Origin of the sequence: Pedobacter westerhofensis, assembly GCF_900182595.1 — a bacterium.
Lineage (GTDB): Bacteria > Bacteroidota > Bacteroidia > Sphingobacteriales > Sphingobacteriaceae > Pedobacter > Pedobacter westerhofensis.
In genome coordinates, this window is record NZ_FXTN01000009.1 from 95,429 (window position 1) to 109,428 (window position 14,000).

The following is a 14,000-nucleotide window of genomic DNA, read 5'->3' on the forward strand; positions in this document are numbered from 1 at the left end:
GAAGGGCTGATACAGCTGACGGGTACATATTTTCGTCAATAATCATGCCCTTCAGATTTGTCTGTCATGCAAAAAAAACTAAATTGCAGGCCTAATCCCAAGCTCAATGCAAGACTTTAAGGCTGTCTCAGATTCCCAGATCACACTTACTGAACTCATGATCCCTTCTTACTCAAATTTTGGTGGTAAGATACATGGGGGTATTATTTTAAGCCTGATGGATAAAGTGGCTTACGTTTGTGCGGCTAAACATTCTGACGGTTACTGTATCACAGCTTCTATTGATGTGGTGAATTTTCTTGCCCCTGTTGAGGTGGGCGAACTCGTATCCCTAATGGCTTCGGTAAACTATGTCGGCAATACCTCAATGATCATCGGGATCAGGGTAATATCAGAAAACCTGAAAACACATGTAGTAAAACATACAAATACCAGTTATTTTACCATGGTAGCTATAGGAGATGATAATAAACCCAAGCAGGTACCGGGGCTAACGCTGAAAAGCCAGGATGATATCAGGCGTTTTTCGCAGGCAATGGACAGGAAAGAGCTGAAGAACAATTATAAAAAGGAAGAAGCATTGCTGAAAAAGGTGTACGACCGCGACAGCTTCCTGGACGTATTACAGAATGAGCGCTGCCAGATCTCTCTTTAGTATATGATCTGCTGAGCGCTATCTCACATAGCCTCTGTTACATCACTTTTCTGATCAGTTCTTTAATACACTGCAATTCCTCAGGATATGGGTTCTTTTTTCGCGTGGCAAAATACAGCGTGTTCTCCAGGATGGGGCTGCCTTCCCAGATTACTTTTACCTGTTCATCTTCTATTTCTTTCTTGCCCAGATGGTTAGGGATGACCGCCAGGCCGTTGCCGCCACTCAAACAGCGCACAATTGAGTTGATATTGGGTACAATGTAGTTGGGCCGGAAATCAGGATATTTATTGAAGTTGAGCTGCCAGAACCTGCGCAGATGTTCCATGTCCCCGGTGGTACCATACCATTTATGCTGAACCAGCCATTCCAGGATTGCATTTTTGTCGCCCTTTTCCAGCAGTGCATCAAAGGCTGTCTGGTTTACATCTATACCCCCCAGCAGCACAATCCTTTCCGAAGAAAAAGCTTCATGCTCTATATTGTTCGTTGCCCCCGTTTGCGGAGTGATGATGAGGTCCAGGATACCCTTCTCCAGGTTTTCCAGCATTTCGGGATAATCTCCAAACTGTATGATCAGGTTAAACGGTAAGGATGATACATAAGGTTCCAGGGTCATCTGGAAAGTTTCAAAGCACATGCCAACGCTGATGGTGGGGGTATGCTTTTCTGTGCTGCGCTGAAAGTTCTTTTCAGCATCTTCCAGTTTAGCAAGGGCTTCGATAATAAAATTATAGAACACTTTACCTTTTTCTGTGGGCACCATTTTCCTGCCGGTGCGGTCAAAAAGCTTATAGCCGATGTAACTTTCAAGTGAACTCAGGTGCAGGCTTACGCCCGGCTGCGAGATAAACAGCGATTGTGCTGCTCCGGTAAGGGTTCCGGTTTTATAAATTGCTTTAAACGTTCTGTACCATTCTAAATTTACCATATTGTATTTGCTCAAAAATATACCCCGCATATTATTGTGATAATAGCTGGCGCAAAATTAATCATAATTCTGTTGCCCCGGTTATGCTGGATAGCTAATATCATTATGCATTGATATCAAGATATTAAGAAGCATAGGTGTATCAAATCTGTCCGGCTTATAAAATATTTATGTAAATAGACTGATGATTTACTAAATTTAGAGATATGAAGTGTAAAGCAATCTTAGTACTGCTGGGACTGGCCATCAATAGCTTGGCTTACGGGCAGCAGAAGGATTATCCAATACAGCCCTTATCCTTTACAAAAGTAAAATTGGATGATGCTTTCTGGACGCCAAGGATAGAGACAAACCGCAGGGTAACCATTCCGGCTTCGTTTGCCCGCTGTGAAAACACAGGCAGGGTAAAGAACTTTGAAATGGCTGCAGCTAAGAAAGGAAAGTTCTGTACGGTGTTTCCTTTTGATGATACTGATATTTATAAAACAATAGAAGGTGCATCCTATTCTTTGGCCATGCATCCCGATGCGAAGCTTGACGCCTATATAGATGCGCTGATTGTCAAAGTTAAAAACGCACAGGAACCTGATGGGTATCTTTATACAGCACGCACGATAGACCCACTGCATCCGCATAAATGGTCGGGCCCTGAACGTTGGGTAGAGGAGAATAACATGAGTCACGAACTCTATAATTCCGGGCATCTGTTTGAAGCTGCTGCTGCACATTTCCAGGCAACCGGGAAGCGCAACTTTCTTGATATCGCTTTGTGGAATGCTGATTTATTGGTGCAAACATTTGGCCCGGGTAAAAGACACGTGGCCCCGGGACACGAAATTGTGGAAATGGGACTGGTGAGGCTTTACCGTATCACCGGGAAACAGGATTATCTGCAGCTCGCAAAATTCTTTATAGATGAACGCGGTAAAAGGGTATATGATAAAAAGAGCGCTGATGTATGGAAAAACGGCAGTTATTTCCAGGACGATGAACCCGTAACGGATCAGGATGAGGCAGAAGGACATGCCGTGCGTGCAATGTACCTGTACAGCGGTATGGCCGATGTGGCAGCACTTACCGGTGATAAAGCCTATATACGTGCAATCGACCGGATCTGGAATAATATGGTGGCTAAAAAGATGTATGTGCAGGGCGGGATAGGTGCAGTGCCAAACGGTGAGCGTTTTGGTGATGATTACGATTTGCCAAATGCAACTGCTTATAATGAAACCTGTGCAGCTATTGGTAATGTTTTCTGGAACCAGCGTATGTTCCTGCTTCATGGTGATTCCAAATATGCTGATGTGATGGAAAAGGTTTTGTATAACGGCCTGATTTCCGGGGTAGGGCTTGATGGAAAATCCTTCTTTTACACCAATGCACTGCAGGTTACAAAAGGTTTTACGCATAAAGAACTTGAAGCGGGACGATCGGGATGGTTTGAGTGCTCATGCTGCCCAACCAATATTGCCCGTTTTTTGCCCTCACTTCCGGGTTATATCTATGCGCAGCGCAACAAAGACACTTATATCAATTTATATATTAGCGGTACGGCAGAACTTCAGATCGCTGGTCAGGCAGTTGCAATCGATCAGCAGAATAATTATCCCTGGAACGGATTGCTGACTTTTCATATTATTCCTCAGGCAGAACAGGATTTTACATTGCGTTTCCGCATTCCGGGCTGGATCAAAAATGAGGCTATTCCTTCTGATTTGTATAGTTTTAATAAAGAGGCTGCTAAACCAATAGTCATTAAGGTAAACGGACAGGCAGTGAAATATAAGACTGAAGCCGGATATGCGGTGATCTCCCGCACATGGAAACCAAATGACCTTGTACAGCTGGATCTTCCGATGGAGGTCCGGCAGGTAGTAGCCAGCAAAAAGGTAAAGGATGATATTGGGAAATCAGCCTTGCAACGGGGCCCGCTTGTTTATTGTGCTGAATGGAAAGACAATGGAGGCAGGGTTAGCAATTTGATTTTGCCCCCGGATATGGTTTTTAAAGCCCAGTTTGAACCTGATTTGCTGGGAGGGGTAAATATCCTCAAAAGCAAAGCGTTTACCGCAATTCCATATTATGGATGGGCGAACCGCGGAGCAGGGGAAATGACAGTCTGGTTCCCTTCCTCTAAGCTATCTGTACCCACTCATCCGGCAAGGTAAATGACAGGCATGCAGGTGTAGACCAATATGTCCGCATATTAACTATATGATGTCTCTTCATGTACTTGAAATGTACTCAGTCAGTACCGGAGCACGTTCTTCTCATGGTTGCTGCACCCTTGCTGCACCCTTGGTTCACCACAGGGGTGCAGCAAGGGTGCAGCAACCATGGGACAATGATGGTTCAGGACATCAGCATAACATATGAAGGACAAATGCATGGTATACCAGATTGTAAAGTAAATATAACGGTACTTAGGTCGAATGCATTAACTGCTAATTTAAGCATTCAGGTTCAATTCAATACAGTCTTCTTTTGCAAAATAAAAAAATATAAAATAAATTATACTAATTTGGTAGACTATCATTATATTTGCTCTTAATAAACAGTTCTTAAATTTATTTACTTATCCAGAAAGACTGAGGGAAAGGCCCTGTGAAGTCTTAGCAACCTGTATTTACAAGGTGCTAAATCCTTCCGCTATAATATGCGGATAGATAAGATCATTTCCATCTGACTCTCTGCATAAGTTTATTTATTCACCTTTAAAAATTGATGGAATGAAAATTTATCTTGACAACGCAGCAACTACACCTCTAAGCATTGATGTTTTCCAGGCTATGCAGCCTTACTTCTTCGAGAATTTTGGTAATCCTTCTTCTGCGCATCATTGCGGAAGGGATGCGAAAACTGCCGTAGAGAAGTCTAGGAAAGTAATTGCAGAACTGTTAAATACCACAGCAGAACATATCATTTTTACTTCGGGCGGTACCGAAGCTGATAATACAGCGATCTTGTCTGCAATCCGCGGAAATCAAATTAAGTTGGCCATTACTACGCCTTTTGAGCATCATGCAGTTTTGAATACATTAAAGCATCTTCAGCAGAACGGAGAGATTGAACTGGTATATCTGCAGCATGATGAACGCGGAAACCTGTCGCTTAGCCATCTGGAGCAACTGCTGGCTGCGGGCGAAAGGGCTTTCGTTTCTGTAATGCACGGAAATAACGAAGTGGGCAACCTGAATGATATTGATGAAATTGCCGAAGTCTGTAGCAGGTACAGTGCTGTTTTTCACTCAGACACTGTACAGACCATGGGTCAATATTTATACGATACACAAAAGCTCAAAGCCGATTTTCTTGTAGGCTCGGCACATAAGTTCCACGGGCCAAAAGGCGTCGGATTCTTATACAAACGTTCTGCAGAGGCCATCCGTCCGTTTATCAATGGAGGTTCACAGGAAAGCAGCCAGCGCAGCGGAACTGAAAATGTCACAGGCATAGTAGGTTTGGCAAAAGCCCTGGAAATAGCCTACGAAAACAGGGATACCTATCAAAAACATATCAGCGATCTGAAAGACAGGATGATCCTGAAACTCACCAATTCAATTCCGGGCGTACAGTTCAATGGAAACTCTGCACAAAAAAATCTGAGTTTATCAACAGTGCTGAGCACAGCCATTCCACAAACCCATACAGGGGTTTCTCCTCTTGATTATCTGGATATTTTCCAGATCTGTGCTTCGGGCGGCAGCGCCTGCAGCAGTCATTCTACTGCAGGCTCCCATGTGTTAAAAGCATTGGGCACTGATCCTGCGCGCAGCACAATCAGATTTTCTTTCAGCAGGTACAATACGGCCGAAGAGGTAGATTATGTTGTGGATAAGCTGGCAGATCTTTTTAAACAATCGTCAGCTCCATTTGAATATTACAACGTTCGTACGGCGTAGCCCTTCCGGCAACTTTTTCAAAACCAAGTTTATGATAAAGGTTAATCGCAGGCTTTAAAAGGGTGTTGCTTTCCAGATATATTTTGGCAGCACCCAATGTTTTTGCTTTTTGAATAATAGCCTGGGCCAGAAGCCATCCCACATTTTTCCCTTGTGCACGTGGTGAAACGGCCATTTTTGCAAGCTCATAATCGTAGTCCGGATCATCCATCTTTACCAGTGCGCATACGCCTACAGGTTCGTTATCTATCAGCGCAACCAGTATACATCCGCCTTTGCTCAGGATATATCCCTCAGGATCATCGAGGGCTTTATAGTCAGCGGCTTCCATCTTAAAATAGGTAGAAATCCATTCTTCATTTAAGGCGCGGAAGGCCCACTGGTATTCTGGGGTGTAGTCTGCAATTTTAACATTTTCACTTTCACGTTTTTTACGCTGCTCTTTTACCCTGGTAAACAGGGATTTTTGCTCCAGGATAAATTCCCATTCTTCAATTGCCTTCCATAAATTATGGTTGGTTTGATCCGAGATCTGTTCAATCGCCGATTCCAGGTCGGTAAACTGATGCTGGATTTTATCATTGATCTCATTTCCTTTTTTGGAAAGCTTCACAATGTTTCTCCTTCCGTCAGCTTTATCTTTCTTTTCTATAATCAGTCCCTTCCTGGACATCTCGGTAATAATCTTGCTCACTGAAGGATGAGAATGCCTGATTTCTTTGGCAATTGCTGTGATTGTCTTTTCTTCGCCCTGCGATAAAACATAAAAAACCGGGAACCATTTTGGTTGCAGGTCAACTTCGTAGAGGCTATATATATGTGCCGCGTCTTCGGTTATTTTTTCTGTGAGCATGCGCAGCCTGCTGCCGATTGCCACTTTTCCAACCTTATCAAAAAACTCCATGCGTATATATGATATGTAATTATGTAACTGGTTACGTAAATGTACACAAGTGCTGCTTATTTTCCATGGGTGTATTATAAATTTAAGATTGGAATGACATTACAAGCTCTTCAACAAGATATATAATTGGCTCCTGCGATAGTAATTGATTCGTATTAAACAGTCCTTTATTGATCGGGGACTGTTTAATTACGATAAGGATGGATGTCTTATTTTTTTTACCGTTATAACTGAACTTCTTCAGTTTTCACTGCTTTGGTTTTTTTAGTCTTTGCAGGTGCTGCCTGTGCGCCTTCTTTTACTACTACACTTGACAGTGGCTGAGGATCAGTTTCAATGATCGCTGCATCTTCTTTTTTGATAAATGACGCCTTATCAATCTTAATGTCAGCGGCAAGTTTCTTCGCCAGTTGTTTTGATCCCTTCGTGATGTCTTTGCTGAGTTTTTTTGATCCTTCTCCAAACTGGGCTGCTATCTCATTTAAGCTGTTTGTTAAACTTGATCTGATGTCTTTTTCTGCGGTTTTTCTGGCCGATTTAACCAGAGACTTAAGCTTACTTTTTTTCATATATCTGTGCTATTGTCCCAAATATATGTTATATTAATGTGTCTTTAATATTATTATTATGTTAAATAATTTGATTTCCTTAACATTAAGGAAGACTATACAGCCATCCTGATTTCTGCTGCTTTCGAGAGGCATGTCAGCAGGTTTTCAATATGAATCGGTTTTGATAGGTAATCTTCATACCCAGCCTCAAACATGCGTCCTTATCTTCCTGCATTGCGTTCGCTGTCATTGCAATGAGAACAGGCTGTTTCATTCTGCTGTTCCGTATTGCCTGGGTAGCTTCCAGTCCGTCCATTTGGGGCATTTGTATGTCCATGAGGACCGCATCAAAATTACGCAGGCCAAGAAGTGAATGTTTACCTGTTTTTAAAAAAGAGGGTCATGAAAAACTGAAAGCATAAATTTCTGCAGGTAAGCTGTGCTTTCGAGATATTGGATCTGAATGCTGCTGAGGCTGGTTGCAAAAATCCTGAGGTTTCTTTGCTGCGCGTTGATAAACAGGTAGGTAAACAGCCAGATCAGGATAACCGGGATAAAAGAAAAGAAGCTTAAAAGGAGCCTGGCCTTGAAAGATTTTAGAAATCGGAAGTTTAAAAAGCGCACCTGCAAGATTACGAAAGGGCTGATGATACGATGTTAAGCCAATGTAAAGTTACAACATGTGTAGCTGTTCTCCCTGTTAAGAATAAATTTATCCCCCAGGGCTCAAATGGCTGCTGCATCAATTTTCCGGCGTAACATTATTTATGCAAAGATCGTTTTCTCAAATAATTCAACATCATCAACGGCCTGTCGGTCTGCAGAATTGTAGCCCCATGACTGATCAGCCAGTCCCAGCTGTCTTTGGTATTTCCCGAATCAAAAGCCAGGTCATCTTCATGACCGGCGTTAAGGCTTGCCCAAAGAGAATTGTACCAGATTTTTGCACCATGTGCGGGGATAAAACTATTGTCTGTCAGAATAGCTGAGGTATCAGTTCCAAAGTTAAGTTCGAAGGCAACAGGTTTAACTGCTTTCTGGTATTCCTCAATAATTTTTCTTGCACCGGGTTTATCCAGGTTTACTACGGCCATAAAGGTAATGCTGTCAAGGATAGCCGGGTAAAGTTCTTTCAGCTCCGGATAGCTTAGCTCTGTTTTGAATAAAGCCTGCTCAAGTGTTCCTGTTGACTTAAGAATTTGATAAGCCTCATTGTAATATTTAATGCTTTTATCCAGGTTGACCATTACTTTACCTTTCGCCAGTAACATTACTTCTTCTAATGTAGGGATGGTATGGTTGGTAACTCTGCCCAGCCCGTTTTTCAAATGAAATTTGCGAAGCTCTGCCAGCGTATAATCTGAAGGTTTTCCTTTTCCGTTGGTTGTTCTGTCTATAGTGCCGTCGTGCATGATTACAATCACTCCATCGCTTGTTTTGCCAAGGTCTGTCTCAATCATGTCAACACCCATTTCTATTGCCAGTTTGTATGCTTCAAGAGAGTTCTCAGGCGCATTGCGCCAGTCGCCGCGATGTGAAACAACCATTACCTTTTTACTTGCCGGATCGTGCAGCTGTTTGATAGTTTCTTTTACCTGAGCTGTTGTCGTTAAAGCGCACAACGGTATAATGATTATTGGAGTAAGTTGAAAAAGCAGTTTCATGATTTAATCTTTAAAACGCAAAGGTAGCTGAACATTTGACTACGCATATTAACATAGTGTTAAGATCATTCACGCGGTGATTTGTCAGCGCAATTTCAATTCATTTGGAAATTCAGGCAATTTATCCGGACATATTGTATTGTAACCAGATTATTACCAAATTTGCAGAACAATAAAAATATAAAATGAAAAAGCTATTGAGTTTAATCGCAGTTATAGCTGTAACTGCACTTGTCTGGTATAAAGAAAATAATCCTGAATTTCACTTTGCGCTGTCCCTGGCAGCTCTTGCTACTGTGGTATATCTGATCAGGCCGTTATTCTCGATCAGAATTAAACGCAACAGGGCAGGGGAGTAAATTCTTTATCAGATTAGTTTCCGCCTTTAAATTTCCTGAGCTCTACCCGGTTCTGCAAAGCCACTGGTAAAGCAGATAAAAGATCGTAGCCTGTTGCTTTTTCGATATCTCTTACCGTGCACAGATAGTTCATCCAGTTTGGTGTGATATCGTTGTCGTTAGGTGTGTCAATGGCGATGATCCTGGTGTTGTCATTAATTCTTTGCAGATCATTACTGCCTTCTGGGATAACCACTACAACTTTCCAGATATTGGAAGGCACCTTGATGTTGCCATTGTCTATCGTCTGTGCATAACCGTTTTTACCGGTACCTCCGCTGCCATAGCTGCCCATAATCACATACACCTCATTGCCCTTTTTTACTTGGGTCCTGCAGTAGCTTTCCAGGTGCTCCCAGGTATGCTGATTATTATTTGGTGCCTGTGGAATCATGTTGTCCATCAGAAATGTAGATGAATTGGCGGCGGTAGAGCTGGTCCGGTCACCGCTCGGACAGTTATGGCCTTTATCGAAACCAGAACCTTTGTAACTTGTATTGTCTGCCTCGTACCATCCCTCCGGAAGACTGGTGTCTGGCCTGAAATTATTTAGACGTTCAGTTTTACCAAGGTCCTCTGCTCCGATATGCCAGCTCACCCAGTTTGGAGCTCCTTTAGACCTGCTGTAACTCTCAACGTAATAACGGTGATCGATCAGGTAATTATCTGCGTTCGCCGTGCTGCTGGTTGCTCCGCTGGGATTTCCGAGCAGAATCTGGCTTGTGCTGTCCTGGACTTGGACGTCCGGCTTCCTTTCAGGAAGGGATTTTAATAACAGCCCTGATGTATCCGGCGAATCAGTTTCGGCAGTCCTGAGCGTGTCTGCTGTTGCTTTGTGCCCATAGGTATTAAAGTCGGTTTGCTGCGACTGCTGACAGCTGCTTTCGCACAATAATAATATACAAAAAGTAACAGGGAATAATATCTTTTTATAGTTCATTGCAATATCTGATTCCTGCAAAGCTAAATTAAACCGGGAGTTATCAAATTGTTAAAACGTTTTTTTGCTCTTTATTAAAGGTTGTTCTGCTAATTTTATGTGCTGATTGGAAACTTATAATTATGTTATTAAAAAATTTAGGATATTACAATAATAGTATATACCTTTAATATTAAAGAAAAACACACACCAAAATAGAAGCTCTGCAGCAGATGCTCAGGGCTTCGCTTTTCTCCTTACTCAAATAGGCTGTGGCTGCTGTTTCCACGCAGGGCACTGCATAATGTTAAAAACATCACCGGATCTGGCAGAAAATTGATATTTTAGGCCAGCGATATGGTCATCCTTTCCGTATGGCCTGATTATTCATTTATTTATACCATGTTAACAGTAGAAAAGATAGGCGGCACCTCGATGAGTGCCCTCAAAGATGTCATTCAAAATATTATTTTGTTTGAACGTACGGGCGAACAGTTATACAACAGGATATTTGTAGTATCAGCATTTTCGGGTGTGACAGACCTGCTGCTGGAGAATAAAAAAACGGGTGCGCCGGGTGTTTATCACCGGATAGCGAAACATCAGAATTTTCATAAACCGCTGAAAGACCTGATCGTAAAATTAAAGGCGATTAATAAGAAATATGCAGAGCTGGGGCTGGATCTCAACGTGGCCGATCAGTTTATTGAAAAGCATATCATGGAGGCGCAAACCTATCTGGAGAATTTGTCTAATATTCTGGCTTCCGGTTACGTAAGCCGTGAAGGCATTTTACAGGCTGCAAGAGAAATCCTGGCTTCTATCGGCGAAAGCCATTCTGCGTTTAACTTTACCAATATCCTGCAAAATCAGGGGATCAATACCAGGCTTGTTGACCTGAGCGGTTTTGGTGATCACCTTCCCTATACGATTGACCAGAGAATAAAACAGGCGTTTAAAAATATCGATTTCGCAAAAACCATTTGTATCGTTACGGGCTATGCCAAAGGTACTGAAGGGATCATGCGCGAATTTGACAGGGGATATTCTGAAGTTACTTTCAGTAAAATCGCCGAGTTTCTAAAGCCTGAAGAAGCCATCATCCATAAAGAATACCATTTGTCTACTGCTGATCCTGGCATGGTGGGCATTGAAAACTGCATCCCGGTTGGGTATACCAATTACGATATTGCAGATCAGCTTGCTGATGTAGGAATGGAGGCAATCCACCCCAAGGCTTCGAAACCCTTAGAGATCAATGGAGTTAACCTCCGTATCAAGAACACATTTGAACCCGCGCACCCCGGCACGCTTATTACCCGTGAATTTGTCTCTGTGCATAAACGCGTGGAACTGATCACCGGTACAGATAAATTATTGATCATTGATGTGTACGATCCGCTGATGGTAGGGAACGTTGGAAGTGACCTGCAGATTATGCAGATTTTCTTTAACCACAAGCTAAGTTATACTTTTAAGGCCACCAGTGCAAACAGCATATCAATTGTTATCTGGGAGCGCGATTTTGATAAGAAACTGATCAGCGACCTGGAAAGCAAGTTTGAAAAGGTGACAGTTGAAAAGGTGGCGATGGTATGTCTGCTTGGCTCCAATATGGATCAGCCGGGTCTGCTGGCTAAAAGTGCTTACGCGCTGACCGAAACAGGTGTGAATATCAAAAGTGCCGGCTTTGCGCTCAGAAAAGTCAATATACAGTTTTTAGTTGCCCGCGAAGATTTCAAAACTGCCATCATTGCGCTCAATAAAGCAATGCAATAGCATCTTCTTTTTATCAGTCATGAACTTCAAAGTAACAAACCGATTGTGCCAAATCCTTGGTCCCTTTTTTAATCCATAGAAAAGCCGGTTTTGCATCCACAAAACCGGCTTTCTGTTATTACCTATCTCCATATCAATTTCAGTTCACGCTCTGAAATCAATCATGGATAATCTTGAATGATTGATATAAAAGTCTGCATAATTAACACTGCATAAAATCCCCGAAAAAGGTGATAATGTCAAAAAAAACAAAAGCCGGTCTGCATCCACAGTGACCGGCTTTTACGTTATTAACTAACCTATCACCCCGACTCTGGTAAGTACCAGAGGCACCCCGGGGAAATTGAAATAAGGATATTTTACAGTGTAAACTTCAGGAAAATAAAGGCCTGCTACAATGCCCAAAGATGGGGATTATGTTCATGCACAAAAGATATATTTTGATATCTGTATATTCTGATATATAGATATCAAAAAGGGGCCAGATCAAATGATATGGCCCCTTATGGTAAAGCAATCAGGTTAATTACCAGCCCGGGTTCTGTTTCAGTTGCGGGTTCAAAGTAATCTCTCCTGTAGGAATAGGGAACAGGTAAAGTTTATCGCTCCATACACGTGCAGTAAAATTAGGATACACGCGGATGTAATTATTGGCATCCACGGTGATATTGGAAACCTGCGAGGCAGGGTACTGAGCTTTCAGTGCCGGCGTTAATTTCATGCCCAGGATGGTCTCCGGGTTATTGATCAGCGTACCGGCTTTCCAGCGGTGCAGGTCGTCAAAACGGAATCCTTCAGAGCCCAGTTCAATTCTTCTTTCTCTTCTGATCTCGTCCAGCAATACCGGAAGCGCAGGGAAGTCAGACTTAGGGTCTTTAACAAGCCCAGCAATCACCATATGCGGCATGCCAACGCGGTCGCGGAGCAGATTGATGGTATTATCAAGCGTAGATTGCGTACATGAACCCAGTTCGGCACGGGCCTCAGCATCGATCAGCAATATTTCTGCATATCTGAAGATAAAGAAATCGTAGGTATCCTGCGAAGCTGTCCAGGCAAGCTGGCTGTTAGACCGGCCTTTGATACACTGGTAACCTGTAGAAGTATTGGTGGTACCGATACGTGGAAGGGTGATCAGATCACCGTTCAGCAGGTCAAATCCCCTGGTAGCGATCTGCTGTTTGTAACGCGGGTCGCGGTTCTGCGCCTCATCATCAGGAGTGTCATCGCCCTTATACAGCGGGCTTAATGAGTAGGGTAAACCGTCTGTACACAGAAACGATCTGACGAAGTTCTTACTGTAACCGTCACCCGACTGTCCCAGCTGCCTGTCGATATCACTGGTAAGGATATTGAGCAGATAGCGCATCGGCAGAATACATTCAGAATTGCCCTGCAGTTCTTCCTGGATGAACAGGTTGTAGTAATCTGTTTGCGGGTGGCCGGTGTTATAAATTTTGAATAATCCGGAAGTCATGATCTGCTCAGCAGCGTCAACCGCACCCTGTAAGAAAGGCGTAGGGTCACCTGCGTTAAAATACTTCCTGTACGTACCTTCCCACAAACATACACGGGCTTTAAGTGCCAGTGCGGCATATTTTGTTAAACGGCCATCCTGCGAAGGCGTAACAGGGATGTTCGCTACTGCGAAGTTCAGGTCTTTTAAAACCGAATCCATCACCTGCTGATGTGGCATGCGTGCACCATAAAGCACACTTGATGACGTATCCGTAATATACTTGTTTACATAGGGAACATCGCCAAAGGCTTTTACTTTTTTCCAGAAATCATTTGCCCGGAAAAACAGCGTCTCACCTACATATACATTCTTTGTTGCCTCGGGCAGGTCTGCCTTGGAATAATTGGCCAGAAAGAAATTACAGGTCCTGATCAGCGCAAAGTTCCAGTTTGTACCAGTGCCGGCAACCGGTGTTGTACCTGCACTCACGGCACCCGTGCCCGGAAGATCTGTTGAGCTTGCTGCCGATGGTACAGTATAGGTATTGGCCAAAAGTGTACTGATCGTCTGGTTGGCCTTGTCATCGGAGTTATCATCCATCCGCAGAAAATTCTGCTGTGGAAGGGCACTATAATATTGATTACAGTACAACTGCAGATCTGTCTCGTTCTTAAAAAACTTTTGCGGGCTGATATCGCTCAGGGGAGCCCGGTCTAAGTAGCTATCCCTTTTGCAGGATACCATTGAGATCATCAGCGCACATATTGTATATAATATATGTTTATTTTTCATGTCAATTTTTTCTTAATCTTTAAATACTATACCTAAAACTGCTTGC

Annotated in this window: 12 protein-coding genes and 1 riboswitch; of the genes, 5 read left to right on the top strand and 7 right to left on the bottom strand. The window is 43.0% G+C overall.

What is annotated here, in order from left to right:
• Positions 1-106 precede the first annotated feature (106 nt).
• Complete coding sequence (locus tag FN831_RS17640; protein ID WP_142529509.1) at positions 107-655, top strand: acyl-CoA thioesterase; 549 nt, start codon at positions 107-109, stop codon at positions 653-655.
• 37 nt (positions 656-692) lie between these two features.
• On the opposite strand, the gene FN831_RS17645 is transcribed toward FN831_RS17640, so the two are convergent.
• Positions 693-1,586 carry a LysR family transcriptional regulator gene (locus tag FN831_RS17645; protein WP_142529510.1) on the bottom strand — a complete coding sequence of 298 codons (894 nt, stop codon included), beginning with the start codon at positions 1,584-1,586 and terminating at the stop codon, positions 693-695.
• Positions 1,587-1,792: 206 nt separating this feature from the next.
• On the opposite strand from FN831_RS17645, the gene FN831_RS17650 reads away from it, so the two are divergent.
• Together FN831_RS17650 and FN831_RS17655 are read left to right on the top strand one after the other, a co-directional pair.
• The gene (locus FN831_RS17650) at positions 1,793-3,754 is read left to right on the top strand and encodes a glycoside hydrolase family 127 protein (protein ID WP_142529511.1); all 1,962 of its coding nucleotides are present in this window, start codon (positions 1,793-1,795) and stop codon (positions 3,752-3,754) included.
• Between the two features lie 404 nt (positions 3,755-4,158).
• Positions 4,159-4,259, top strand: a riboswitch (SAM riboswitch).
• A 56-nt stretch (positions 4,260-4,315) separates the two neighbouring features.
• Positions 4,316-5,488 carry a cysteine desulfurase family protein gene (locus FN831_RS17655; protein ID WP_142529512.1) on the top strand — a complete coding sequence of 391 codons (1,173 nt, stop codon included), beginning with the start codon at positions 4,316-4,318 and terminating at the stop codon, positions 5,486-5,488.
• On the opposite strand, the gene FN831_RS17660 is transcribed toward FN831_RS17655, so the two are convergent.
• From FN831_RS17660 to FN831_RS17675, 4 genes are all read right to left on the bottom strand, one after another.
• The gene (locus FN831_RS17660) at positions 5,439-6,392 is read right to left on the bottom strand and encodes a bifunctional helix-turn-helix transcriptional regulator/GNAT family N-acetyltransferase (RefSeq protein WP_142529513.1); all 954 of its coding nucleotides are present in this window, start codon (positions 6,390-6,392) and stop codon (positions 5,439-5,441) included. The genes FN831_RS17655 and FN831_RS17660 overlap by 50 nt on opposite strands.
• Before the next feature lie 224 nt (positions 6,393-6,616).
• Positions 6,617-6,961 carry a hypothetical protein gene (locus FN831_RS17665; protein ID WP_142529514.1) on the bottom strand — a complete coding sequence of 115 codons (345 nt, stop codon included), beginning with the start codon at positions 6,959-6,961 and terminating at the stop codon, positions 6,617-6,619.
• 136 nt (positions 6,962-7,097) lie between these two features.
• On the bottom strand, positions 7,098-7,304 hold the full coding sequence (locus FN831_RS28450; protein ID WP_394348328.1) for a response regulator: 207 nt from the start codon (positions 7,302-7,304) through the stop codon (positions 7,098-7,100).
• 400 nt (positions 7,305-7,704) lie between these two features.
• Positions 7,705-8,607: a glycerophosphodiester phosphodiesterase family protein gene (locus FN831_RS17675; protein WP_142529516.1), complete on the bottom strand. Its 903-nt coding sequence runs from the start codon at positions 8,605-8,607 to the stop codon at positions 7,705-7,707.
• A 185-nt stretch (positions 8,608-8,792) separates the two neighbouring features.
• Here FN831_RS17675 and FN831_RS27745 point away from each other — a divergent pair, with 185 nt between their 5' ends.
• Positions 8,793-8,966, top strand: coding sequence for a hypothetical protein (locus tag FN831_RS27745; RefSeq protein ID WP_185960523.1), 174 nt, complete (start codon positions 8,793-8,795; stop codon positions 8,964-8,966).
• Positions 8,967-8,979: 13 nt separating this feature from the next.
• Here the strand turns inward: FN831_RS27745 and FN831_RS17680 are convergent, their stop codons facing one another.
• On the bottom strand, positions 8,980-9,945 hold the full coding sequence (locus FN831_RS17680) for a DNA/RNA non-specific endonuclease (protein WP_142529517.1): 966 nt from the start codon (positions 9,943-9,945) through the stop codon (positions 8,980-8,982).
• Positions 9,946-10,326: 381 nt separating this feature from the next.
• Between FN831_RS17680 and FN831_RS17685 the strand changes: the two genes are divergently transcribed.
• Positions 10,327-11,703, top strand: a complete 1,377-nt coding sequence (locus tag FN831_RS17685; RefSeq protein ID WP_142529518.1) for an aspartate kinase — start codon at positions 10,327-10,329, stop codon at positions 11,701-11,703.
• 526 nt (positions 11,704-12,229) lie between these two features.
• Here the strand turns inward: FN831_RS17685 and FN831_RS17690 are convergent.
• Positions 12,230-13,954: a RagB/SusD family nutrient uptake outer membrane protein gene (locus FN831_RS17690; RefSeq protein WP_142529519.1), complete on the bottom strand. Its 1,725-nt coding sequence runs from the start codon at positions 13,952-13,954 to the stop codon at positions 12,230-12,232.
• Between the last annotated feature and the right edge of the window lie 46 nt (positions 13,955-14,000).